Genomic DNA, 25356 nt, shown 5'->3' with positions numbered 1-25356 from the left:
CATCGTCACCTCCATCCACGGCGAAATCGCCGCAATCATCTGGCGCGTCGCTCCCGAAGGGAGTTGATCAGACAGCGCTCTTCGGCAACGGGCAGTTAAGGACATCAAACACGCGGTCGTAGCTGGTGCGCGTCGCCGGCTTGATGACGGTCCAGTCTGGCGACTTACGGAATTCGTCCACCAAGACGCCAAGGCTGCCGGGGATTGCCTTCGCAACGGCGTGGTTTGCGTCTAGCGTCCGAACCTCTTCGATGAACTCAGGGGTTCCGAATGGCGCTTTTATCCGCGTCTTGGTCGCGCGGTGATAGCAGTATTCAATACCGGTCTTGGGGTGTCGATAGCGCTTAATTCCGCGCATGCGAACCGTCATTCTTGTTCCCGTCATCGGCTTTATCCATGCGCGACAGCCAATCGTCACAGCTGGACAGCGCACCATCTGCTTGCGACAGCTTGTCCAACCACTCGTCAATCAAATGCACGTCGAAGCGCTCAAGGCGCTTGTTTGACGTGCCATCGGCGAGGCGCTGCATGGCGAGAGGGGCGACGGGACAGACTGCCGAGAACGTCGCTAAGCTCAAACCGCAATATTCTGCCGCCTGCTGTTTCGTCAGCAGCCGGGGCGAAATCTCGCGTTGGTTGGCGCGGCGCATTCGGTCCTTTCCTTAATCAGCCCTCGAACCATGCCCGACCGCTTTTGGTCGGTAAACTATTGAAAAACATTCTTCTTATGGAAGAAGTGCTGCCGCCGCCCCCACAAGACCGGGGGGAGGGGCGATGTTTAATGGATCAAACAGCAGCGGTTATCACCGAGATTTCGCGGCCTCGCGACGCTTCCGCCGCTTCAATAGCTCTTGTTTGAGTTCTTGGGCCACGCGGGACGTGGGTATATATTCTGGCCGGGCGGAGGGATACCAATTGGGAGAGATGATGGGCTCCGGGGGATTTATCATCTTTTGTTGACCATCCCTGATCCAAGCAGAGACGGTAGCTTCTTCGACGAGCCATGCGCCATTCAACTGTACCGCTCCGGGCAAAAGTCCTTGCTTCGCCCAATAATAGCCGACACGGCGTGAAACACCGAGCTGAGCAATCAGTTTGGACAGCCGAATGAATTTCGGTATTGCTATACTTGTCTGCTTGGGCGTGGGTTTTTGTTCTGGTTCTTGGGAAGGAGCCTGTCGGGTAATGCCGAGGTGCGCCGCAAGTTCATTGATGCTCTTTGGTTGTGCCATCGTCGGGCCTCCGGTCTTCGATCCATTGAGAAAGGGTCGGCGTTACGGCGAAGCCAGCACCCTGGCGCTCGCCTTGTTGGTGGCGGTGCTGGCTTCGCCGAACTTGGCGTGTGCGGTCGCGCCGTTGTGCGCGGCGATGGTCACAGCAGCTTTGCGAAGGCCGTGCGCGCTGCATTGCGGAAGGCCCGCCTCGTTGCAACGGTCGCGGAACCAATTGCCGAAACCATTGGACGTGAACGGCTTGCCGTACTCGGTTTGAAGGAACGTCTCAGCCCCGCACGGCGTGGCGTCCAAGATCACCTGCAACTGCGGCAACACGGGCAGTTCGAGCCGCGCGCCGGTCTTCTCCTGCTTCAACGATATGAAGCCGTCCTGCACGTCAGCCGGCCCGAGACGGACCACGTCAGAGCGGCGTTGGCTTGTGAACAGCAACAGCGCCAACGCCAGCCGGGCCTTGGAGCCAATCGGGTGGCGGGCTTCATACTGGCGAATTTCCTCGACGGTCCAAGTGTGATGGCCCTCGCTGTCGGAGGAAAACTTCTTCACGTCCCGCGCCGGGTTGCTGACTGCAAGGCCGCGCTCAATCGCCCACGAAAAGACGACCTTCAGGAACTTGAGCAGGTTGTTCGCGGCCTCCGGCGTGTCGCGCTTGGCGTCGCGCCAGCGGCGTATATCGACGGGAGACAGTTCCGAAAATGGACGCGCGCCGCCCTTCTCCGCCCAAGGCTCAAGCACTCGGCGACGAACAGAGCGGGTGCTGGCCTTGAGGTTCCCGAACTCCGGCGAGCGGTAATATTGTTCGAAGAGCCAGCCGAGTGAGCCACGCGGGTGGCGCTCGGCTGGCGCGGCCTCCGCCTTGGGGGCGGTCTTGCCCGCCAAGGCGTCAGCGTAGGCTTTCTGGAATTCTGGCGACTCTGGAGGGCCGGGCAGACGGACCTTCGGGCGTCCTTTGACGCGGAAGTACAGGCGCACGTTGCCGTGACGGTCGACATCCTCGACCACGTACTTGATGCGCCTTGTAAACTTCATGGCTGCGGCCTCAATTCACATCGGACCATGAGGAAGAGGGTTTTTCGTTGTCGTCATCGATGGCGGCGAAGGCCTCATCGATCCGGCGCAGGTCCCACACGTTCCGGCGGTTGATGCGCTTCGGTCGCGGCATGCGCCCGTCCTGAACCATCTGGTCAAAAAGAGAGGGCGAGACGCCGACGTATTGCGCGGCCTGAACTCGGTTCAGGCCGCGCGGCATGGAGCCGGGAGGGAGGGCGTTCGTGCGCATTTTCAGTATTGAGCCTCAACGCAGGCCATGATCGCCCCGGCCACGAAGCCGTGAACGTATTCGTCCGACACATCGGCCGCGTCACCGAAAAAATAATCGATATCCCCGGCCTGAGGAAAGCAGTCCAAAAGGACCTGGGATGAGTACCCGAGCGTTTGGGCCTTGAACGCGCAATCATGAAATCCCAACAAGTCCTCATAGTCAGCGTATTCGATAGCCCATGCGCGCCCGGCGTCTACGCCGCGCGAGCGTTCAGTTTCCAAGTAGGCTTCCTTGGAGGCCTTCAGGCGGGCGGCGAGGGTGGAAATTTTGTTCGATTGCATTTGCATTCCCCTAAAATTGGAATTTAGGAAAATTGCGCCCCCAGTTCCGGCTGGTCGCGCTGCTTGTGCTTACCTGTTACTTTTCGTCGCCGCTCTCATCTTCAGATCGGCACGCTTCCGCGTCCAAGGCCATTTCGACGTCAACGCACAGATCGGACAGCAGCGCCGCCGCCACGAGGAACGAGTTCTGAACGATCCCGAGACGACAACCGACGTATCCCCACTGGCACCCGGAATGGCCAGAGAGTTTTTCAGCAAGGCCATCGAACAAGGCCTCACTTTGTTTCAGCATAACACCTGTGATATTCAGTGTTTTCAGTTCTTGCGCGTTCAACATATTCAATTTCCTAAGGTCGCATTATTACGACACATAGAGCATACGTGATTGGGTTCACATGTGGGACTACACAAAGACCTTCTTACCTATGAAGAATGTTCGGGTTTCTTGCTAAGCTTCAGCAAGGGCCTGTTTGCCTCCAACGCGTCGGAGAGCGACTTAACGGACCCCTTGGCGTAGATTTCATGAGACGCCTCGGAGGTGTGGCCCATGATCGCCATGCGGTCTTCACGGCTCATGCCGTTCTGTCGGGTCAGGGAGGCGAAGGTATGCCGTAGATCGTGAATGCGGCCTTCAGGAACTCCGGCCCGCTGGCGTAAACTTCCCCAGCTTTTCCAGATTGATACATACCGATTGCCGGTCCTTGGATTAATGAAAACCCATGGTGACCGCTCATAGCGTAAAATGCCGGCGAGGATGGTCCGGGCGTGCTTGGTCAACGGGATGATACGGCCCCGCTTCGTTTTCTCACGGGCTGCGCCGAGATTGATAACGCCTTCAACGAAGTCAACCTCTGACCACTGCAAGCCCAATGCTTCCTCATGACGCATCCCGGTTTCAAGGATCAACCCAAGGAACGCCGTCCAGAACGGCGAGCGCCGGGCCTGCTCAAGGATGGCGCGGACTTGTTCGGGCTTGAGCCAACGGGGCTTTTGCTGAGCCTTGGCGAGCGATTTCTTGGGGACCTCACGACAGGGGTTTGTGGACGGAGCGCCAGGAAAGCGACGCTCGGCGGCGTAAGCCACGACGGAGCCCAGCGCGGTGAGTTCGTGCCTGACCTGAATTCCCGAGATTTCGCGCGCTCGCATGGCGACAAAGTCGCGCAACAGATCGGGCGTCAGGTCCATCAAGAGGCGGTCAGGGCCGATCATATCGACAGCGCCGGCCAACCTACGCGTATAGTTTCTCAGCGTGGTTGCCTCCAATCCCGCACCGTCGTTCAAGAACGCTATGGTGGCTTGGCTGAGGGTCACGCTTTCGCTTCGGCGCGCTGCTTCGGCTAACTCCGCTGCGCGCTGCTCCGCAACCTCGATAGCCTTTCCACGAAGCTTCGGGCTGCTGCGGACATAGGTTGAAATTCGCTGGCGAACGCCTCCAGCTTCAACTTCGGCGTACCAATAAGGCGACTCTGGACGGGTGTAGAGTTTGATTTGCATTGGCGCAGTTCCTTGGTCGAATTTTCGCTGATCCATTGAGAGAGAGCGGCGCTATCGACGCGCCAGCGGTGCTTCGAAACCTGAAAAGCGCCGGGCATTTCACCATTTTTGATCCGGCGGACGGCGGTCGCTGGGCTGATGTTCAAGAACGCCGCCACTTCAGTGGCATTCATCATCTTCGGCGACTTGTCGGGCTCGGGCTCGGGTTCCGGCGCGGCGAAGGCTTCCGGGCCGAAGTACCAAAGCTTCCCTATCTTGATCGCGCCGGCGATCTTGCCGGCGCGGATGCGCGCATGAATAGCGTGGGTGCTGATACCCAAATGCGCCTCCAGTTCCTTAATCGTTTTCAGTCGCCTCATTGCGAGGCCTCCTTTCCTCGATCCATTGAACAAGGGTGGTTGTTGGGATGACGCCGCAGGGTTGGTAGCGGTCGCCAACCGTGGGCGCAGGCAACTCGCCATGTCTGGCGAGGAACGCCAGTACGCGCGGGTTCATGCTGACGCTATCGGCGAGCTTGGACAGGCAGAGACATTTGCTCACGCGACCACCTGACGGCTCAGGATGTCGCGGACTTGGGTTGCGGCCCAGCGCCCGCCTCGCGCGGTGGGAATGGCGCGTTCGTTGAGGGCCTCGGCGATCTGGCGCAGAGATTTAGCCCCATTGGCTTGGGCGTCACGAATGGCTGGCATGATGCGGGCGGCGAATGCGGAGGCGGACGCCTTCACGGCGGCGACGCCGAGCGTGCCGGCTTGGCTCAGGCCGGCATGAGCAACGGGGTTGGGGTTGCCGAGCTTGACGCCACGCGCCTTCGCCGCCGAGAGGGCGGCTTTGGTGCGGCTTGAGATCATGGCGCGCTCTTTCTCGGCGAGCGCGGCGAACAGGTGAAGGGTAAACGGGTCCGTCTTCGCGCCGAGTTCGGCGACAACGAACGGCGTGCCGTGCGCCATCAGGCCGCTGATGAAATGAACGTCACGGCTCAGGCGGTCCAGCTTCGCCACGCCGATGGGGCAACCGTGCAAGCGGGCCTCGGCGAGAGCGGCGGACAGTTGCGGGCGGAGGGCCAGCGCATCAGCGCCTTTGCCGGTTTCGACCTCAACGAATTCGCCGACGATCTTGAACCCCTCCGCCTCGGCGAAGCGCGCGAGGGCTTCGCGCTGGGCTTCGATACCGAGGCCGGAGCGGCCTTGCTGCGCCGTACTGACGCGGAAGTAGGCAATCAGCTTGTTCATAGTCGCTTCGCTCATCTCTGTTCGGAACCCACAAACGACCTTTTGAGGGTTCCTTTCATGCCCCCAGCACTGTGCAGCACTGGTGTTGTGCATGATCCTGAGTCCAGCGAATCACACTGTCAAGAGCTAAATTTAAGTCATATGGGATGGGTATACACTTTTTTTGTAATAGAAAAGGAGCGTTTCGGCCACTTAGCAAGATTCACGCGCACCAAACTTGCGCGTTATAGGATCATTACAACGAACTTTGCTGACGGATATATTCGAGGTATTGTTTCTTGCCCGTCGCGCTGAACCTTGCGCCTATGATGCAATCGGTTGACGATGCTTCTGAGCACGCGAAAAGCCGGACGGTAGATTCGCATGCAGATTCTTCAGCGGTCAAGATCGGCGCGAGGGCTTCGGCGAACATCTCGACATCAGTTCGCGCATCGCCGAGCCATCGGCGCACGTCGCTGATCATGTAGGCGGTCACGTTGCCCCGGACCCATTCGCCAGGGAGGGGCTGCGGCCCGACACCGCGATATTTGCGGACGATAAGAAGCGACGGATCAACGCTCCACAATCCCGCCAGCGCTTTTGTTGAAAGAATCGTCCACGGCCGAAGATTAGCTATCTTCTCTATATCGAACGGCGGCAACTCTCGAACCATTCTAATAACGGGGCTCCAGTTGAGGCGGAGGTGTCACGGTTTTTGCCGTGTCACGGTTGCTCAAGAGCAACCGTGACAGAACTGGGACAGCGAAAAATGATTCTAGAACAAAGACTAATCTCTCTTGTCACACCCTGTCACAGTTTGAATAGAGAAATTAGAAATAAGAGAATGATCGGGAGAAGTGCGGCTAGCGGCGGGAGCATGAGAGAAATCGAAACACGAAACGAAGTTTAAACAACTGTGACGCTGTGACGTGTGACGGATCAGGGCCGCGCCGCCTCCGCCACAACTGGTGAAATGGGCGACGGAAGAGCGTAAACGTTCGGCAGGTGGGCCGGAAAGCTCGAAAGCTCAGCCCGCAAGCCTTCCGTGTCGTCGGGACGCCAATTCTCACGATTGCGAATGACCCAAGGCCGCGTTCTTCCGCCACCCGCCAACCGGATTTGTCCGAGACGAACAGCGCCGAGGGAGCGCAGCGCCCCCGCCACCTTTTCCGGCGAGACGCCGGCAACCGTCCAGCGGCTACGGCTGAGGTACGTCACGACTTCATCCACCGTGACGATGTCCTTATGAAACGGCAACTCCTCGCTCTCGATACCCTCGGCGATGACTTGCGCCAACGGCGTGCGGCTGGCAGCAATAGCCACGCGCTTGGCTTCCGTTATCGGCGGGTCCACGTTCGGATTGAACTTCGCCAAATCGCGCTGCATGAGCCAATGCGCGAACGCCGGCAGCGTCTCACCGTCGTTCAGCTTGGCGTTCAGGTCGCGAAAGAAATCCGGCGACGCAACCGCCTCGCGCGCGACCGTTTCAACGACCATCCATCGCCTATCGCCCTGCGCCACGACCAACGCGGCTTCATGGTTGCTGTTAACGAGAATTCCCCTCGGCGTCCGCCCCTCAAACGTGGCGACATGCTTTTGTTCAACTTGAAACCAATCGCGTGTTACAAGGTCCTTGATCCTTTCCGAAACTTCGAATTTCTCGCCGTGCGCGGCCTCTTCAGCAATCAAGACCTCGCAATCAACGAGTTCGGTATTCCAACGACTGGCGAGCTTCTCACCCTGAATCGTCCGTGCGTTTCTACCGAACAGCGCCGAAATGATGCGACCGAGCGTCGATTTCCCCGAGCCGAAACCGCCCGTCACAATCAGTCCATGCATGATCTTGACGCCACGACGTTGCAGCAGGTGCGCGAGATAGTCCAAGATATGCGAGCGCGAAGCCGGATCGGGAATGAGATAATCGATAAAGCCGAGGATCGGCGACGCATCGCCACCAACTGGCGTCACGCCGTCGCGCTGCCAGAGGTTCACGGCGTGGCCTTCCGGCGTCTCGACAATCAGGCGGTCGTCACCAGCGATGAAGTCCGCGCGCGTCACTCTGCCGGTGGTCTTCGACAGCGTGAGTTGGTCATGCGGACCACGACCAACTTGGTGTTTGATCCAGTCCGCGTATTCGGCATGCCCCCAACGGCGGCGGGTGGACAACTCGAAATACTGGCGGGTTTCGGCGATGTAGACGACGCCGCGTTGAACGCGCGCGAGGTGTTCTTTCGTGAAGCCCAAAGCTATGGGGCTGTTGATCGTCCCGCGAAGCGGGCAGCGCTGGCAACCGGCAAAGCCGAGTTCCCCGGCGATGTAGTCGCAGCGGCGCGGGGGGAAGTCGGCGGCGTGGTCAAACTTCGCATCAGTCTCGGCAGCGCTGTATCCCGGATGAACCTTGCCCAGTTCATGGGCCAAGCCCCGTCCACCCTCGCAACAGGGCAGGAAAGACAGCGCGGCGTACCACTCCGGTTCGCTTGCCACCGCCGCGCCCTCACCCCAGACCCAATCCACGAAGGCGCAGCCGGCACGGATTGGTGCGAACGGGACCAGACGCTTTTCCTTCGGGCCGGCGTCATCGGCGCGAGGGGTCGAAGGTTTCGGCGTGCCATCCTTCAGAATGGCGTCCACCCACGCGGCGGGAAGTTCCGCAACGGCGATTTCCCCCGGCGCATGGCCCTCGGCGAAGCGATAGGCCACGACATCGCCGGCAGCGTTGCGGACCCGAGACGGCGGGGCCATGACAATCTGATCCCCCGTGCGAAGCTCAACTCCTTCCATATGAAGAAGTTTGGCCTTCGGCTGGAAAGCCCGAACCGCCGGGACCATATAAATGAGGTGACGTCCTCCCGAAGGTGTCAATGTTTCCAAAGTCGGCGGCAGCGCTCCAAGCCGCTCTTCAGCCTGCGCGAGGTTCTCCAGCCCCGCGCGGGCTTTTTCGTTGGCCTTGCCCGGCCCTTCAACATCGATCACGACCAATTCGCCTCCGATGTGAACGCCGACGTTTTCGCCCGGCATGATAGCAGCCGGGTCTCGGCTGCTGTTCATTTGCCACTTCGCCGAGCGTGGCCCTTTGGTCATCGGCGGGCAGCCGATCAACCGCGCGCCGGGCAGCGCGTCCAAGAGTTTTTGCAGATCGCCGGTCACGCGCTCAACTCCCGGAAAGCCGCCAGACTGAGCGCCTTGTTGCGGGCGCTGACCCAGCGCCAGCTCAGCACGTATAACAAAAGGTCGGCGACGGATTTGCAGCCCACCTTGGCGACGTTCGCGACGCAGAAGGCCTTGAACTCCGCCTCATTCGTCCAGCTGAGGAACTCTTCACGGCTGAAGGACCGGATGGCGACAGGGTCCGCGCTCTTCTCGGCGATGAAATCCCCCAGCGCGTCGGCGAGAACAGGCACCGGGACCGCGCCCCAACCGGGCCGCCATCCGAGCCACTGGGCCAATTCGGCGTCGGAGCGGAAGGGATTTTCCCGCCGCCCCCAGCGGTCGCGGGCCTCTTCGGTCCCGCTGATGAAATAGCCCCGCGTACGATGGCGGCGGCAATGGGCAGTCACTTGCCCATCGCCCGCGCCATGGAAATGGCTGTGGTTGCAATATGGGCACGCGACTTCCACCTCCTCCGGCGATCCAGCGAGAAAGCGCAGGACGGGCGCAACAGCGATGGTCTGCATTACTGAGCCCCCTTGCCGGAGAGCGAGAGCTTGTAACCCAAGAGGGCTTCAGCCTTGGCGCGGTCGAAGAGCCAGCGCCGCCCGATGCGTACGCTTGGAAAATGAGCGCGAATCGTGTTGACCGACAGGCGGGTAACGGCTGCGATTTCTTGGGCAGAAACGAAGGTGTCGGGGGCGCAAGCCTCCGGTTCGATGGTATGCAAAACCTCTGGCATTGTGAACGGCTCCGATTTTCGCCCCCATGGGCGCAACCGGAAAATGGTCGCCAACGTCAACAACGTCGAAGGTGACTTCTAGCGTAGTAATAGCACCTCTATGCACCAAGGTAGCCGAGGGCTAATGAGTTGAAGAAATAGACATTAACTGCTACGTCACGCCCGCCCATATCCCCCTTGGAAACACAGCTTTTTCGGGACGGCGTTATGAATGCGGACGGCGAAATTTTTATCGACATCATCGCCAATGAAGAAGGCGTCTTCTCTGCCTTCGACGCAACCATAGAGCGCGTCAACGCCGCCATCGCGGGGCTCGAAAGGCTGAAGGCCACCGCCAACGGAACAGAGGCAGCCACCCGCGCCATTGCATCTGCGATGGGCGATGTTGCCACGAACACTCAGAAGGCCGTTGGAGAATTCAACGGGTCTTTCAAGTCTTGGGTGGCGGAAATGAGGAAAGAACGGGCGCAGTCCCGCGCCTCGGCTGCTGCCCCCACTTCAACCCGCATGTCTCACTTGGACGCCGCCGCAATCGCCGCAGGAGTCGAAGCGTCCGCCGTTGACGCCTCGGCGCGTGTCGCTCAGGCGGCGGAGAATGCGGCCCGCCGGATGACGGCCAAGGTGGAAGAGGCAATGACCGCTGCGTTCCGCCGAGCGCAGATCAACATGGAGAAACTTCAGCTCCGGTATGGCTCCGCCGAGGCGGCGGACCTGCAATGGCGCTCCGCTATCATCGCCGAGGGGAAGCGCCGCGTGCAGATCGGCGGCGCACAGACCTATGAAGACGTTTTGGCCGCCGAGTCCGCCCGCGCGCTAGAGCGGCAACGTATGGCTGCGCTTCAGAAGCAGATGAAGGCGGAGGAGTCGGCGGCGAAAAGTTTGGAGCGCCAGCGGATGAGCGCCCTTCAAAGGCAGATGGCAGCCGAACAGGACGCGGTGCGCTCTCTTGAGCGTCAGCGCATGGCCGCGCAAGGCCACGCCGCGCTTGAAGAATACCGCCTCGCGACTGATCCGGTTTACCGGCTGAGCCAAGAACGCCGGGCGCGGCTCGCGTCTCAGATCGGCGACAAGTCGCTGGAGGAATTCGAGGCGGCGCGGACCGCAAAAAAGAGTTCGTTCGGTTCCGACCTTCAATCGTCGCTTGTCGGCGTTGTCGGCGCTGGCTTCGCCTTGAACGGCATTGCGTCCACGGTTCACGCGGTTACCGAACTGGACGACGCCTTGAAGCGGTTTCAGGCCATCACCGGCAGTTCCAACGAGACGACGGCTCAACTGAAGGAGCAAATGTTCGGCCTCGCATCGGGAAGCCGCGTCGCTGTCAAGGAACTCGCCGACGTAGCCACCACCCTGGGGCAGACCGGCCTTTCCGCCCGCGAAGTCGCAACCGCGCTTCCCGCCGTGGTCAATCTCGCCGTGTCCTCCGGGGCCAGCCTTCACCAAGCAACTGAAGTTCTTACCGCCACGCTCGGCGCGTACAACCAAGAGGCCACCCGTACCGCCGACCTCGCCAACATCATGAGCGGCGCGCTTTCGAACACGAGACTGAATATTGAGCAACTCTCATTCGGCCTACAATATGCCGCCGACATTGCCGCCCAAGTTGGCGTTTCCATAACCGAACTCACGTCGGTGTTCGGCGGGTTGGCGCAAGCCGGCATTCGCTCCGGCTCAACCATCGGAACCGGCGTCCGCTTGCTGTTGCGCGAATTGGAAAGCCCCACGCCCCGCTTCCGGGCGGAGATGGAGCGCCTCGGGATCACGCTCGCCGATATCGACGTGAAGACCAACACGTTGACCGGCGTACTGGACAATTTGAAGGCCAAGGGCTTCGACACCGCCGCCGCCATGCGCTCGCTCGAAACGCGCGGTGTGTCAGCGTATGCCGCCTTGCAAGTGCAGTCTGGAACGATCAAGCGGCTTCAGGAAGAGCTTTTGCTTTACAACGGCGCGGCGGACGGCGCGCGGGTGGCAAATGAAAGCCTTACCGCTCGCCTGACGCAGGCCGGAAACGCAATGTTGGCGGTTACCGATCATGCCGCCGCCCCGTTGGTCGAAGCCATGAAAGGCGCGGCCTCCGGCCTCAGCTTCTTGTCCGATTCTGCCTTGAAGCTGGGGCCGGCTCTTCCTGCTGTAGGCATCGGCGTGTCCAGCGTCGCCGCCGGCCTCACGGCCATCAAGGCGGCCCAGGTGGGGCAGTCGCTTGCGACCATCGCCCAAGGGTTCCTCTCCGTTGGCGTTGCCGCCGAGGGCGCAACCTTGGCGTTCGGTCCCCTCGGCGTCATGGTTGGCGCATTGACCGCCGCCGGTCTCGGCGTCGCCTATCTCGCGAACAGCAGCGCCTCCGGCGCGGATAAAATCGACCGCCTGAAGACCTCCATGCAGGAGCTTGATTCTCGCATACAGCAAGGCGCTGTTTCCTCGCAGCAAATCGACAAATCGATTGACGAGCTTATTTTGAAACGGGAGAAGCTCAACGCCGACCCGCTCTTGCGCCGCAACGCGATCATTGAGGCGCAAAAAGCCTTCGCCGATCTCGGCTTAACCGTGAAGGCCAATGCCGGCAGTATTGACGAACTCGTTGACGCGCTCCGCCGGCTGCGCTCGGAAATGGCGCAAGACGCAGCCAAGCCGATCATTCTCCGGCTCTCGGAAACCGCCAAATTTCTGGACGAACTCCGCAAGGGCGCGAAGACCGGCGAGCGTGACAGCCGCGACAAGCTCGCTGACGCCTTCCTGAGTTCCTCCGGTCCGCTCAGCGCTCGCGGCCCCGGCCAAGTGCGTCGGGCCATCACTGTGCAACTCGGCGAGGAATTCGGCGCTGTCGCCACTCTGGCGCAAAACTGGGGCCGTCTGCCAGAAGGCGACGTTCGCAGCGCCACCGGCCCGGCGTTGGGCTTGCTCTTCCGCAAGGCTGAGGCGCTCCGCAATGAGCGCGTCAACGCCACGCCCGCCCGGGGCGCGGAACTGGACAAGCTGCTTGAAAAGCTCGGAACGCTGGAGGCCGAGGTTAGGAAGGCCCAGGAATGGGCGTCAAATCTCCAAAGCAACCGATTGGCGATGGACCGACTCCGCCTCGCGTCGCAGGTGGAGGGCGTTCGCGCCACGCCGGCCTATCAGCGCCTTTTGGCGCTGAAGGAAAACGCCAAGGGCGACTTTGAGGCCGAAATTCAGCGCATCAGCGGCGACACCTCGGGGACGCCCGCCGCTCGCGTCGCCGCCATCGAAGCCGCCAAGGCCCGCGCGAAGGACGCCAGCGGAGACGCCTTGCGGCAGGTGGAAGCCGAAATGAAGCGCCTTGCTGAGCGCGGAACCTCTGCCGACGCGATCAAGCAGGCCTTCGGCGACATGACGGACAGCCTGAAAAACTTGACGGCGCTCGCGAACAGCGCCGAGGCGGATGCGAACAAGCTTCGCGCCAAGCTGGAGGCCCCTCGGCTGGAGCAACAGCGGCGAGAAATGCAAGCCAAGATCAGCGCGGCCCTGTCGCGCCTGAAGCTGTCCAATGACCCCGCCGATGTCGGCATGGTCGAAACGCAAATTGCCGCCTTCACCGAACGGGAAAAGGAGATTGAGCAGCAGCTTGTGACGCTGAAGGCCAGCAATCCCGAGCATCTGTCCGATGACGAGCGGGAAAAACTGGCGTCCGCCTTACGGGAAATCGACGCGCACCGAGAGCGCTATTCAGAAACCTTGCTTGCCGAACGCCAGCGGATGGCGGAACGGATATTCGGCGTTCAAGAGCGCAACCTTCAGGCCCGCAAACGCGAGGTGGACGAACAGATTGCAGGCTTGGAGAAGGAAATTCGCAGCCCGCAAACGACCGCCGACAAGATCGCCGAGCTACGGCGCAAGCTGGACGAACTCATTGACCAGCGCGTTCGGCTTGTTGAGGAGGAAATCAACAGCAAATACCAACGCGACCGCCTTACGCTTCCCAAGGCTTTCGTCCCCACCGATGCGGCGTCCGTTGGCTCTGTCCAGCGCGGAATTATCGACGCGGCGACAGCGGCGGGGCGGTCCGACATGATCCCATTCCTGTTGCGCCTCGGCGAGAAAGAAAGCGGGTTCGACCCTTCGTCAGAGAAGGGCCTGTTTCAGTTCATGCCCGACACGTGGAAGCGCTATGGAGCAAGCGGCAACGTCACCAGCGTGTCCGATCAAGTGAGCGCCGCCTTCCGCTACCTCGCCGATGCTCAAGCCCAGTTCACCAAGGCTTTCGGACGCGCGCCGAGCGACCAGGAGACTTATACCCTTTGGCAGCAAGGCAGCGCTGGCGCGCTGGCCCTGATGAAAAACCGTCAGGCCAACGCGGTGGACGCGCTGACGCCGGCCTATGGCGGCAACCAAGCCGCCGCTCGCAAAGCTGTCACCGGCAACGGCGGCACGGCGGACATGACCGCTCAGCAGTTCCTCGACTACATCGCCGAGTATTTCGGCTCCACGGCGGGGACGCGCCGCTATGCGGTGGGGACGGACCAAACCCTTGAGGATCAGCGCCGCGCCGATCTGCGCCGGAATGAGCAAGAGGCGAAGGACCGTCGCGCCGAGAACGACCGTGTCGAAGCCATGCGCCGCTACAAGGACCGCAAGGCCGATGACACGTTGGCCGGACAGGGCGACGAACAGCGGATTAAGACTCTCTTGGCCGGCGCTCGCGATGAATACGCTTCGCCCGCTGAAGCCGTCCGCGATGCGTCAGAAATTGCCCGGCTCCGCCGCGAACGCGCCACCAAGGAACTAGCGCTGTTCGATGCTCAGCCGATCAACGACACCGAGAGCGGCAAGGAGCGCGAAGTTGGGCGCTCCAGCACCAAGGCAAAGTCCACAAGCGAATTCCTGTCATCACTCCAGCAGGGGGCGGAAGCTATCGAAGCCAGCGCCCTTGCCGCCGACAAACGCAGGTTGAAAGAACTTCAGGCGCAGCACAAGGCCTTGGCTGACTCCGACAAGGCCAACCCTCAAGAACTGTTCCGGCTGGAGAAAGAGACGGAAGCTGTTCAAAAGCGCGTCCGGTTTGAAGACGAACTGAACGGCAAGCGGGCGGCGCTGAAATTTCTGGAGGACCAAATTGCAGCGGCTCAGAAGGACGGCGCACTTGACCAAAGCCGCCTGACCGATCTGGCGCAGACCGAACTTGGCCTCAAGCGCCGTATTGCCGAATTGGAGCGAGAGCTTGCCCAGTATGAGGAGCTGAAGAAACGGCCCGATGACCCCTTGGCCGGCGTGGCCAACGGTTCGCGGTCCTTCTTTGAACAGCAAGGCATGTTGGGCAAGGACGGCAAGTGGCAGACGACCACTCAGCAGATAGCCCAAAGCTGGAGTGGCGTTCTCGGCGGCATGGAACAGGCCAGCACGCAGTTTTTCACCAACTGGGCTTCGGGCACCATGAACGCCGGGAAGGCCTTTCAGCAGTTTGGCGTTTCGATCTTGGGAACGATGGAGCAAATCGTTGCCAAGGCGCTATCGCAGCAAATCCTCAAGAGCCTGTTCGGCGGCATGGTGGACGGCTCCGGCAAGGATGGCGCAGGCTTGCTGGGCAGCATCGGTGGCCTGTTCAGCGGCATGGCCACTGGCGGCTTGGTCCGGGCCGCTACGGGTCTCTATAACCCCAACCGCGATAGCGTCCCTACGTTGCTCATGCCGGGCGAGTACGTGCTTCGCCAATCCGCCGTTAATGCGGTTGGGCGGGACAAGCTGGACGCACTCAACGCGCTGGGGAACGCTCGCATAAGCCAGAGCGCCCCCGCGCCCCTGCCGGCCTCAACGATGAAGCCGGCCACACCCGTCAACGTCTGGGTGGCCGCGCCCGACCAGGTGCCACCGCCCGGCCCGAATGACATTGTCCACCACATCGCGAACAACATTCAGCAGGGCGGGCAGATCAAGGCGTTGATTAAGCAGGTTAATTTGGGGGCGGTGTGATGGTTATGCGGTGCTTGCTTATCAATCAAGCGCCGCATATGCTTTTAGGTGTGTTCGTAAGGACATAGGCACAGGAGCTGAGGCTTCGCCAGCCGGTTCCTTGTTACTCAGCACAGCACGACACATGGCGGTCTTTCAGCAATGAGGATCGATCATGTACTATCCGAGTGATGAAGAAATTCTGGGTGCTTACCACCGTGCGGTTTTCCGCCACAGGGGAAGGACCGGCGAAAGCTGGCCCTTAGTCCGGGTAAGCTGCGTGAATGAGGACGGAACCATCGTTGATACCAACGTCTGGTCTCCGCAAATTGTTGCGCGATGGAAGGTCAGTGCCGGGCGAATTCGTATCCGCCTCGTTTGAGGCTAATTAGAATAGTGCAAGGGGTGAGTAAAATCACCCCTTGCATTAATCTCAGGATTGTTGAGATGAATTACTTTAAATTGGTCAGCCTATCAATTTTCTTGCCTGCTGCCGCAATGGCTGGAGTTGGCGACAAGTGCAAGCCGATTACGTATGAAACGTATAAATTTGCAGTTGAATTGATGAATGAGGCTAAGCACTTAAGCAGTCTTGAGGCGCGAACTAGACGCCTTTCCGCCGATCAACTTCACGAATACATCATAACTGTTCACGACAAGGAAATTGATGCTCACAGCGCTCACGCGCGACAGTTCATAGACGAGACGATATGCTCATTTGAAGAAATAAGCAGGTCAGGAGACTATTCAGTAAGAAAATACCATGGCGCTAATGGTGCTTACTTGATGACAGTCGTTGATGGAGTAAACATCATATCTGTTTCGCAAGTGGGATTAAACCCAAATTATTGACCCTATCCATCGGCATGCGGTGGGAGGAAGATTTTGGGAGGAATTTTCTCGGCGAGGGTCGATCCCTACAGGCGCGATAAGGGCCCCTTGCGAGGTGAACCGCGCCCATGCCGGCTTCAGCGATGAAGCCGAGCCAGCCCGTCCTGTTGATTCAGCAGGTTAATTTGGACGGCATTTAGCGTGTGCCAGCACCGCCGCATGGAGGAGGAACTTAAAAACCACTCCATTTCTTTAAAAATGGAGTGGGCTGCAATTGGAGCAGTTCTAAAAAACCAGTATTCCAGAGCTTTGCGCAAGCCTACTGTCGCACCCAGATGAATAATATAAACCAGAACTCACAAGGGCGCGATAATTATCACCGTATTCCGAATTTGTTAATATATTGTTAACATAGTAATTCTATTTTTTGTCGGGTTGCTTGCATTTTGCATCGATTTCTATGCCAATGGGCTTCGTGCTTAAGCACGATTTGGCTGCCGAAGGCGGAGTGGAGTCGGCTTCTAGTCCAGCAATGTAGATGGTTAACGGGATCATCAATAAAGTTGCTATCAAGCAACATTTTAATATGTTGTCCTCTATGTGTTTCTTGCCAAACTTTTGTATCATTTCAAATTCTCATTTTTGAATCAAATTTTTTTAAAGATCCACGCTGGCGCTCAGTGCTGCACCTCCGCGTAGCCCAAATACCGATCTTACATAGACGTAACGTATCTATGTTAAAAAATGGTTAACAAATGTGTAAAGTCGTCTTTGCAATTGTATTGCATGGCTGGAGGTATTGCTTTCTATTCACTAATGAACCCTCTCTGATCTGGTGCGTTTATTAGTTTGTTCAGACCTGAATTATTGGTGTATATTATAAAGCGCTGCATGTGCTTTTGCGGAAGCTTGACGCCCAAAAGCCTCGCCGAAAATGGGAGAGGTGGGACCCCAGCCGGGGACCAGTCCACTGCCGGACTCAAGCGGGCAAGAAAATAATTGTAGACAAAAGGCTCTTAACCTGTTGATTTAACGTGTATGCGTAGGCGGCGAAAATAGCGCTACTGGCTTGTTCTGTATGGGAAAACGCCCAGACTGAAAATCGCAGTGTCGGTGGTTCGATTCCGCCCCTGGGCACCACTTTTCGGCCCATAATCGTCCAGAGCGTCTCGGGGCCTCCCGCAAGACGAGAGTTGGATTGATGGTGTCGGAAAAACCCAAAAAACAGCGCGCGGGCGACAGCGGCTTCGTCGCCTCCCTGGTCTTTTACATCCTTGCCTTTCCGGTCGGCCTGGCCCTCTTCGTCGCCGCCTTCGCCACAAACCTGCTTTCGGCGGACGAGGTGCTGTTCTATCGCGGACTCAAGCTGCTGGTCCTCGCCGCCGTCGTGCAGTTCGGCGTCACCCTGCTGCTGCGCTGGGGCCTCAATCGGCGCCGCGCCCGGCCGGCGATCACGATCCACCACCAGATCGCGGCGATCGCGCTCGCGGTGGCCGTGAACCTGTCCTTCCTCGTCGTCGTCCCCGTGACCCTCGACCGTTCGGTCAGCGTGTTCCTGCTCGGCGTGATGAACGCGCATTCGGACGAGACGTTTACGGCGCAGCGCCTCGAAACCGTGTTCGACGACGTCTATGTGCGCAAATATGGCGCGATGCAGCGGCGCATCGACGAGCAGGTGGTCACCGGCAACATTGCCGCGAGCGGCGACGGTTTTAAGATTACGCCGGCGGGACAGCGCTTCATCCAGGTCTCGACCTGGATCGCCAACCTGTTTCATCTGAACACGCGATTCGTCGCGCCGGACCTGGCTTCGTCGCGCGGCGGTTGAGCCGCGTCACATCTCCGCCGCCAGCCGTCGTCCGATCGCCCGTCCCTCGCGAATCGCATAATTGGTGCCGCGGTCCTCGGGATAGATCTGCGCCATCGTGCACAGATGCAGCCCGGGCAGCGGACCGTCCTGCGCCGGGATGAGCCGGCTATAATGCTTGCCGACCACGGGCTGCGACCAGCGCGCCCGCCAGACATGGCGCGCCAGCACCCAGGACTTTTCCAGCTTCGGGAACATGGCCTGGAGATAGGGCAGGGCGTAGTCGAAAATCTCGTCGTCGCTCATCAGGAACAGACGGTCGGTTTCCGGCAGATATTTGGATAAATAGACGATGTGGCGGCCGCCATAGTTTTCCGGCCCCTCAAAATTGGTGTGTTCGATCACGCCGACAAAGGGGAAGGAGGCGTCGTTGACGTTCAGCCAATAGGTCGAGGACAGGCTGCGGTCGAGTTCGAGCACCAGGCAGACATTGCCCAGGTAGGAAATGCGCCGCAGCGAGTCGAGATAGTCCGGCGCGGCCCAGCCGGCGATCAGGTCGGCATAGACGGGCAGGGCGGTGGTGACGAGGACGCGATCGGCCTCGAACACGCGTTCGCCGGAGGTGGCCCGCCATTTTCCCTCGACCGGCGCGAGCGAATCGATCTTGGCGCCGCATTGGATGGTTCCGCCCAGGGCGACAATCTTTGCCGCGATCGCCTCGGCCAGAGCGACAAAACCGCCCTTGTAATAGGCGAGGCGCTCTTCTCCGGCTTTGCCGCGGCTGCCGCCGCGCAGCTTGATCTTGTTCCAGAACCAGACCGCCGAGACCTCTTCGGCATGGGGGCCGAACTTGCCCTTCAGCAGCGGTTGCCAGACGATTTTGAAGACCCGCTCGCCGCCGAGCTCGCGCAGCCAGTCGGCGGCGGTCTTGTCCTCGAGCGCCATCCAGGCCTTCACGCGTCGCGCGCGCAGGGCGAGCAGGCCGAGGCGAATGCGGTCGAACAGGCCGAGCGGCGAAAAGCGCAGCAGGTCGAGCGGCGTCGACAGTTTGAAGAAACTGTTGGCGTAATAGACGCCGGTGTTGGTCGGATTGATGCGCACCTGATCGGTCAGGCCCAGTTCGTCGATCAGCGCCATCACATGGGCGTCATTGGTGAACCAGTGGTGGTAGAACCGGTCGAGCTTGGTCCCGCCCACGTCGAAGGCCGAGGCGAGCCCGCCGATGTCGCGCGCCCATTCGACGATCGTGACCTTTACGCCGGCGCGCGCCAGTTCATAGGCCGCGGCGAGGCCGGTAAATCCGGCCCCGACGATCAAAACGCTTTTTGCATCATTGCTCATTTGGCCCAAACCTCATCAGGCCGCGCACCGGATGCGAAAGCAGATAGGCGCCGCCCAGAACGGTCGGCGGAATCCACAGCATCAGATGGACGAGCACGGCGAAAGCCGCCGCGGCGGCCGGGGTGTTTCCAGATTGGGTCATGGCCTGGGCCACGAAGAAGTCGAAGGTTCCGATGAAGCCGGGCGCGCTCGGAATGATCGTCGCCAGCGTGCCGACGGGAAGCGCCAGCCAGGCCCCTGAGGTCGCGTCGAGCGCCGGAAGCGCGCAGGCGCACAGCCAGAACACCAGGCCTTCGCAAGCCCAGGCGAGAAAGGACCAGACGATCAAGACAGCCATGGTGCGCGCGGAACTGACATGGGTGATGGTTTCGACGCTGCGATGGACCTCGCGCGTCAAAAGCGCGCCGAAACGCGGCGCCAGGCGCCGCACCAGGCGGGCGGCGAGGGTTGCGAAATAGTCGAACAGGGTGGGATGGATCAGCAGCAGCGACAGCGCGGCGACGGCCAGGATCGGCGCGAGGCCGCTCCATTTCACCAGATCGCCTCCGGGGAAGAAAGCCAGGGCGCCGGCGAGGAACAGCAATACCATCAACAGGTCCAGGAGGCGTTCGACGAACAGGGTCGTGATCGAGACGCCCTGGGACACGCCGAGCTGCTTGCAGAAGCCGAAGGAGCGGATGATGTCGCCCATGCGAAAAGGCAGAACATTGTTCGCGGCGACGCTGGCGAACAGCGGACCGGCGCAGTCGCGCCAGCGCAATGCGCCATTATGCGCCGCCAGCATGATGCGCCAGCGCGCCACCCGGCAGCCATAGCCGGCGAGGAATGTGGCGAGCGCAGCCAGCAGGAGACCCGGCCGCGCCGCGCCGATCGCCGTCGCGACCGCGTGGAGGTCCAGCCGCCGCAGGATCAGCCAGACGAAAAAGATCGTCAGGACCAGCCCAACAGCACCCTGGAGCAGTTTTTTCTTCATGTCCGTCACAGCGGCGGGGGGAAGCCGAAATATTCATCGACCACGTAAAGCGGCCGTCCCTTCGACTGGCTGTAGATGCGCCCGACATATTCGCCCAGAATGCCGATCGAGATGAGCTGAACGCCGCCCATGAACAGGACCGCGATCATCAAGGCCGTCCAGCCCTCGACCCAGATGTCGGTGAAAATGCGCAGCACCAGCGCGTAGATGATCCCGCACAGCGCCACGCCCGCGCTGACCATGCCGAGCGTCACCGAGAGCTGCAACGGTTTGATCGAGAAGGACAGGATGCCGTCGACGGCGAAGCGAATCATTTTGGCGAGCGGATATTTGCTGACGCCGGCATAGCGCGGCGCTCTCTTGTAAAAGAGCGGCGTCTGGCGGAAGCCCGCCCAGCTGACCATCCCGCGCAGAAAACGGTCCTTTTCGGGCATGGCGCGCAGGACGTCGGCCACGGCTTTGCTCATCAGGCGGAAATCGCCGGTGTCGAACGGGATCGGCACATCGGACAGACGGTTCAGCACCCGGTAGAATCCGCGCGCCGTGGCGCGCTTGAAGCCGGATTCGCCGGCGCGTTCGGTCCGTACGCCATAAACGACGTCAAAACCCTCGCGCCATTTCTTGATCATGTCGTGGATGACCTCCGGCGGGTCCTGCAAATCCGCGTCGATCAGCACGATGGCGTCGCCTTGGGCCAGATTGATGCCGGCGGTCACCGCGACCTGATGGCCGAAATTGCGGGAAAAGCCGACCAGACGGATCGGGACGCCTTGGGAATCGAAGGCTTTGATCAGCTCGCGGGTGCTGTCGCTGCTGCCGTCGTCGATGAAAATGATTTCGACGTCGGCCTCCGCCTGCCTGGCGAAGGCGCAAAGCCGTTTCATGGTTTCGGCGATGACGTCTTCTTCATTGTAGCAGGGAACAACAATGGAAATACGATCTTGTCCAATCGCCATTTCGTTCTCCGGCGGCGCTGGCTGGGATTCCACTGGGGCGCTCGGTGAATATCCTGTTCGCGACCGGCCGTTGGAGGCTGGAATCCTACAGATGAGCCGGGGGGATTTCAAGAGCGGGACGGCGGCCGTCAAGGCGTCGCAATGACCCCGAGCAGCGCCGTCGTTGGGGGCGGAAAATCTGATTTTACAACAGTCGCGTTGGTTGACGGGGGCGACTCATGTCTCTGCATGGCGATGAATTTCGCGTCCGGTCAAATGATCGATCGATGAGGGGCCGATCGTGACGAACCATCGCCTTGTAAAACCGGCAAGGTCGACCATGCGTCAAGCATTCTCATGGTCGAGAGCGGTCGGGCGTCGCACTGTTTTGCGGCGCATGGGCTGCGAAGTCTACCTTGCGGGGTCGCTATCTTGCAAACTGTTGATCTTCTTGGTGATCGCATTCCACTCCATTGGCGTTAACCTCGACAGGTGGAGGGATCATGTCTATAAGAGGCGGCTTTCTCCGCTCTCAAAGGTTTTGCGTTAGATGCATTCCGACCGATCCGGCACTTTCGAGGCATCGCAGGTCGAGACTTTCTTGTCCCCCAACCCGATTGACGTCTCCATCATTCTGAATGCGCATTGCGAGGCGTCCTTCCTGCCGCGAACGCTCGAGTCGCTCGACGAGGCCGTTCGTTACGCCCAGGGCTATGGGATGAGCTGCGAACTGGTGGTCGTCCAGGATCGCCCCGACGAGGCGACGCGGGACATTTTTCGCCGCCGCGACTATTCGCCCTATGTCGCGCACAAGATCATCGAGGTCGACAACGGCTCGCTCGGGCTTTCGCGCAACGATGGAATCGCGGCCTCCCAGGGCGAGTTCATCATGACCGCGGATGCGGGCGATCTCGTTTCACTCAACATTGTCGTCGAGAATTGTCACGCCGCCGGCGCGCAAGGCGACCGCGCGCTTTTCTTTCCGCAATACTATCTCGCTTTCGGCGCCGAACCGCACCTCTACGAGATGTACAGCTTGGATGTGACCACGCCGCATGCGCTGGTCGGCTCAAATCCCTTCGTTTCCCGCTTGTTCGCGCGCCGATCACAGCTGTCCGGTCTGGCTTTCCTCGATCATCGCCTGTTCTCCGGCCTCGACTGTGACGACTGGCGCTTCAACCTTCAGGCGGTCGGCGCTGGCTTCGATCTGCGCGTTGTTCCCGACACGATCGTGTTCCACCGAAAGCGGCAGGGAAGTCTGCCGCGGCTCGCCGACGACCTTTCCAACGGCGCGCCTGCTTACGCGCCGCTGTTCGATCCTCCGACCTTCCTGCGCCGTTGCGCGCGCTGGCGCGCGGCCGCCAAGGAGGCGCCGGCGTCGCATCTGATCGAGGCCGACGTCATCCGCGGGCGCTTTCTGGAGAACCCCGTTTGCCGCGAATTGACCAAAGCCGCGGCGGAGCTGGAGCCCGCCATCGATCCCCTCGAGATTCCAAACCTCTATTCTTTTTCCAACCTCAGTTGCGGTCGTCAGGCCGGCGTCGTCTACGAGTCCATCTGTCAGTTGGTGGGCGGCGACACATTCGACGAAATCCTTCTCGTGCCCTTTCTGAGTTCGGGCGGCGGCGAAAAATACGTGTTGCATGTCGTGACGGCTTTGCTCGAACAAAATGATCATGCGCGACTTCTGATCATTTCCGGCGAACCCTTCACCGCTCACGCCTGGCTCGATCGTCTGCCGCCGAGCGTGGTCTTCCTCGACCTTTTTGCGATCGGCGCCCATCTCGACGCCCGGCAGCGACAGAATTTGACGCTGAGGACGATCCAGTCCTGCGGCCCGGGAGCGCGCATTCATGTCAAGAGCTGCCCGTTCGCGCTCGACTTCCTGCGGCGGTTCGCGTCCGTGCTCGATGAGCACGAGATCATCTTTTATCGGTTTTGCGACGGCTATGGGCTGTTCTACGGTTCGTGGGTGAGGTCGGGTTATGAAGTCGATTTTCTGTCGGAGTGCGGCCAATATTTCCACAAGATCGTAACGGACAACGACACGGTGAAGCGCGGCGACCTCCGGCTACTTCCTCACTTGGCCGAAAAATATAAGAGACTTTACAATTACGTCGAAGATGAGATCCGCCCCGCTGTCGCGAGGGGTGTCCAGCGTCGCGTGTTGTGGGCGTCCAGACTTGATGCGCAGAAGCGTCCCGAATTGCTTCCGCTGATCGCGTCGGAACTGGAGCGCCTCGCGCCCGAAATCGTCATCGATGTCTGGGGGACCTCGGTGTTCAAGAGTTTCGACGCCGGCCGTCTCGAGGGCCATGACAATCTCAACTTTTGCGGTCCCTTCGACAATTTTTCCGCATTGCGGCCGGAGCGCTACGATCTGTTCATTTACACCTCGGCGTTTGACGGTTTGCCGAACGTCATTCTTGAGGCGATGGCCGCAGGACTTGGGGTGATCGCCGCAGATGTCGGAGGCGTTCATGAAGCCGTCACGCCCGGCGCCGGCCTGTTGATCGATTCCGCGCCATCGGACGGGGACACCGCGCGCGCCTATGCCGAAGCGATCGCGGAGTGCTACAAAGACCCGGGCCGGATCGCGACGTTCCGGGAGGGTGCGCTGTCGGTGATCGCCGCGCGCCACACCAAGACCCTTTTCAGAGAATCGGTGGCGGAGCTCTTTCAGCTTGACCCTAACATCAAGACCGATTTCATCGGAATGCTGGCCGACGAGACGAACGGCTCGGATGGCCGTGAATCCCCGGTCGTCGGTTAGAGTCGCGCGATGAACAGCAATGTGTCCGCGGTCCTGGCGGAGCTGAATCAGGAGATTCTGGGGAACGCGCAGCTCAAAGCCGCGCTCGAACTGGCGCGGCGGAATGAGGCCTGCTTTGTCCCCGGCAGCGGCAACGCGGGAGACGGGCTTATCCATCTCGGCGCTTTCGCGCTCCTTAATGATATGAACTGGTCGCCGCGCATCGCCTCAGAGCGGGGTCTCGCCGACGAACCGGATCGAGGCTGGGCCCTGTTGATCGGCGGCGCCATGATCGAGGGCGTCCGGGATGAGCGCATGCGCGCGCTTCGCGCGTTTCTGGACCGCGGCGGTCATGCGATCATCTTGCCTTGCACGATGTTCGGCTTTGGCGAATTGCTCAGCAAATATGCCGACCAGCTCGTGATTTTCGCGCGTGAACGCAAGACGTTGGAAAATCTCCGCGCGGCCGGCGTTGAACACGCGAGCCTGTGTCATGACCTCGCCTTTGCGGTTTCGCCGGATTTTTACTCGGGCCTCAGCAAAGATGAGCGTGAGGGGGAATTGTTGGCCTATCGCACGGATGAAGAGCGTGCGAAGGCCGAAATCCCGTTCGGCAACCTGGACCTGAGCCTGCTGTGGACTGGAGACATCTGGCGCGACGCCGCCAAGGTCGAGGACCGCTGCCGCCTCCTCGGCGGCATGATCTCGACCTATGCCAAGGTCTCCACCGACCGTCTCCATCTCGGAATTTTCGCGGCCGCGCTGGGGCGCCAGGCGCGCCTGTCCGGTTCTCGGGGCGACAAGATTCCCGGCGTGTTCGAATATTCGCTGCGCCGTTTCGCCAATGTCGAGTTCCACGATGTTGCGGCCGACGCTCCGCCGGCCGAAGCGGGGCGGCCTCGGCATCTGGAGGAGGTGATCATGCTTCGCGACCAGGCGGCGCGGCGTTCGCAGGAGGAGATTCAACAGCGCGTCGAGGAGGTTCAACGCCTGGAGGCGAACGCCTTGGCGGCGGCGCAAAGGGCGGCGGATCTGCGCGCGCAGGTGGAGAACCTGCGCAGGCAGGTGGCCACCCATCAGCGACAATCCCTGTTCTACGCGCGCGAACTCGCCGCCACGACGGCCGAACTTGGTCGCGTCAAGGAAGTCTCGGATGCGCTGTGGCGCGAAAAGGAGACCTGGTTCGTGCCTCGGGAAGCGCAGCTTGTTGCCGAAGTCCAGCGCCTCCATGACGAACTGCACCGGCCTCCGGTCGTGAATTCTTCCGGCTTCCTGCAATCCCTGAGCCGCTCGTTCCGCATGATCAGCTATGTCCTCTTTCCCTTCGGCAAGAGGCGGAAAAACAAGCGTCGGAAGATGCTCGCGGCCCTATGGAAACCGAAATGAGGCGC

Annotated in this window: 22 protein-coding genes; 5 read left to right on the top strand and 17 right to left on the bottom strand. The window is 60.4% G+C overall.

Annotated features, from left to right (window positions below; all coding sequences use genetic code 11):
- Window positions 1-67: 67 nt before the first annotated feature.
- The 14 genes from M2320_RS12405 to M2320_RS12340 all read right to left on the bottom strand — a co-directional run bounded on the left by M2320_RS12405 (window position 68) and on the right by M2320_RS12340 (window position 9425).
- The gene (locus M2320_RS12405) at window positions 68-370 is read right to left on the bottom strand and encodes a hypothetical protein (RefSeq protein WP_264597547.1); all 303 of its coding nucleotides are present in this window, start codon (window positions 368-370) and stop codon (window positions 68-70) included.
- Window positions 345-650, bottom strand: a complete 306-nt coding sequence (locus tag M2320_RS12400; RefSeq protein WP_264597546.1) for a hypothetical protein — start codon at window positions 648-650, stop codon at window positions 345-347. Before M2320_RS12400 ends, M2320_RS12405 begins: the two co-directional genes overlap by 26 nt.
- Before the next feature lie 153 nt (window positions 651-803).
- Entirely contained in the window at window positions 804-1232 is a 429-nt protein-coding gene (locus tag M2320_RS12395; protein ID WP_264597545.1) for a helix-turn-helix transcriptional regulator, read from the bottom strand.
- A gap of 42 nt (window positions 1233-1274) precedes the next feature.
- On the bottom strand, window positions 1275-2261 hold the full coding sequence (locus M2320_RS12390; RefSeq protein ID WP_264597544.1) for a tyrosine-type recombinase/integrase: 987 nt from the start codon (window positions 2259-2261) through the stop codon (window positions 1275-1277).
- Window positions 2262-2271: 10 nt separating this feature from the next.
- On the bottom strand, window positions 2272-2481 hold the full coding sequence (locus M2320_RS12385; protein ID WP_319801434.1) for a hypothetical protein: 210 nt from the start codon (window positions 2479-2481) through the stop codon (window positions 2272-2274).
- 32 nt (window positions 2482-2513) lie between these two features.
- Window positions 2514-2834: a hypothetical protein gene (locus M2320_RS12380; protein ID WP_264597542.1), complete on the bottom strand. Its 321-nt coding sequence runs from the start codon at window positions 2832-2834 to the stop codon at window positions 2514-2516.
- A 76-nt stretch (window positions 2835-2910) separates the two neighbouring features.
- Window positions 2911-3171, bottom strand: coding sequence for a hypothetical protein (locus M2320_RS12375; RefSeq protein WP_264597541.1), 261 nt, complete (start codon window positions 3169-3171; stop codon window positions 2911-2913).
- Window positions 3172-3257: 86 nt separating this feature from the next.
- Window positions 3258-4145: a tyrosine-type recombinase/integrase gene (locus M2320_RS12370; protein ID WP_264597540.1), complete on the bottom strand. Its 888-nt coding sequence runs from the start codon at window positions 4143-4145 to the stop codon at window positions 3258-3260.
- Between the two features lie 26 nt (window positions 4146-4171).
- Entirely contained in the window at window positions 4172-4687 is a 516-nt protein-coding gene (locus M2320_RS12365) for a helix-turn-helix domain-containing protein (RefSeq protein WP_264597539.1), read from the bottom strand.
- A 177-nt stretch (window positions 4688-4864) separates the two neighbouring features.
- On the bottom strand, window positions 4865-5557 hold the full coding sequence (locus M2320_RS12360) for a recombinase family protein (RefSeq protein WP_264597538.1): 693 nt from the start codon (window positions 5555-5557) through the stop codon (window positions 4865-4867).
- 235 nt (window positions 5558-5792) lie between these two features.
- Complete coding sequence (locus M2320_RS12355) at window positions 5793-6209, bottom strand: hypothetical protein (protein WP_264597537.1); 417 nt, start codon at window positions 6207-6209, stop codon at window positions 5793-5795.
- A gap of 266 nt (window positions 6210-6475) precedes the next feature.
- Window positions 6476-8683, bottom strand: a complete 2208-nt coding sequence (locus tag M2320_RS12350; protein WP_264597536.1) for a bifunctional DNA primase/polymerase — start codon at window positions 8681-8683, stop codon at window positions 6476-6478.
- Window positions 8680-9210, bottom strand: a complete 531-nt coding sequence (locus M2320_RS12345; RefSeq protein ID WP_264597535.1) for a hypothetical protein — start codon at window positions 9208-9210, stop codon at window positions 8680-8682. The genes M2320_RS12350 and M2320_RS12345 overlap by 4 nt, the downstream gene beginning before the upstream one ends.
- Window positions 9210-9425: a helix-turn-helix domain-containing protein gene (locus M2320_RS12340; protein ID WP_264597534.1), complete on the bottom strand. Its 216-nt coding sequence runs from the start codon at window positions 9423-9425 to the stop codon at window positions 9210-9212. The genes M2320_RS12345 and M2320_RS12340 overlap by 1 nt, the downstream gene beginning before the upstream one ends.
- Window positions 9426-9632: 207 nt before the next feature.
- Here M2320_RS12340 and M2320_RS12335 point away from each other — a divergent pair, with 207 nt between their 5' ends.
- The 3 genes from M2320_RS12335 to M2320_RS12325 all read left to right on the top strand — a co-directional run bounded on the left by M2320_RS12335 (window position 9633) and on the right by M2320_RS12325 (window position 17985).
- On the top strand, window positions 9633-15347 hold the full coding sequence (locus tag M2320_RS12335) for a phage tail tape measure protein (protein ID WP_264597533.1): 5715 nt from the start codon (window positions 9633-9635) through the stop codon (window positions 15345-15347).
- A 426-nt stretch (window positions 15348-15773) separates the two neighbouring features.
- On the top strand, window positions 15774-16178 hold the full coding sequence (locus tag M2320_RS12330) for a hypothetical protein (protein WP_264597532.1): 405 nt from the start codon (window positions 15774-15776) through the stop codon (window positions 16176-16178).
- Between the two features lie 1180 nt (window positions 16179-17358).
- On the top strand, window positions 17359-17985 hold the full coding sequence (locus M2320_RS12325; protein ID WP_264597531.1) for a hypothetical protein: 627 nt from the start codon (window positions 17359-17361) through the stop codon (window positions 17983-17985).
- Between the two features lie 6 nt (window positions 17986-17991).
- On the opposite strand, the gene M2320_RS12320 is transcribed toward M2320_RS12325, so the two are convergent.
- From M2320_RS12320 to M2320_RS12310, 3 genes are read right to left on the bottom strand one after another with little or no spacing between them, the layout of a single operon-like run.
- A complete protein-coding gene (locus M2320_RS12320; RefSeq protein ID WP_264597530.1) occupies window positions 17992-19305 on the bottom strand; it encodes an NAD(P)/FAD-dependent oxidoreductase in 1314 nt (437 codons plus the stop codon).
- Entirely contained in the window at window positions 19295-20278 is a 984-nt protein-coding gene (locus tag M2320_RS12315) for a lysylphosphatidylglycerol synthase transmembrane domain-containing protein (RefSeq protein WP_264597529.1), read from the bottom strand. The genes M2320_RS12320 and M2320_RS12315 overlap by 11 nt, the downstream gene beginning before the upstream one ends.
- A 5-nt stretch (window positions 20279-20283) precedes the next feature.
- Window positions 20284-21234 carry a glycosyltransferase family 2 protein gene (locus tag M2320_RS12310; RefSeq protein ID WP_264597528.1) on the bottom strand — a complete coding sequence of 317 codons (951 nt, stop codon included), beginning with the start codon at window positions 21232-21234 and terminating at the stop codon, window positions 20284-20286.
- A gap of 580 nt (window positions 21235-21814) precedes the next feature.
- On the opposite strand from M2320_RS12310, the gene M2320_RS12305 reads away from it, so the two are divergent.
- Window positions 21815-23986: a glycosyltransferase gene (locus M2320_RS12305; RefSeq protein ID WP_264597527.1), complete on the top strand. Its 2172-nt coding sequence runs from the start codon at window positions 21815-21817 to the stop codon at window positions 23984-23986.
- Between the two features lie 9 nt (window positions 23987-23995).
- A complete protein-coding gene (locus M2320_RS12300) occupies window positions 23996-25351 on the top strand; it encodes a polysaccharide pyruvyl transferase family protein (RefSeq protein WP_264597526.1) in 1356 nt (451 codons plus the stop codon).
- Window positions 25352-25356: the final 5 nt, after the last annotated feature.

This window comes from Rhodoblastus acidophilus, from assembly GCF_025961575.1.
GTDB classification, from domain to species: Bacteria; Pseudomonadota; Alphaproteobacteria; order Rhizobiales; family Beijerinckiaceae; genus Rhodoblastus; species Rhodoblastus acidophilus_C.
Note: the sequence above shows the minus strand (reverse complement) of the source record. Positions and strands in the feature narration are given on the sequence as shown.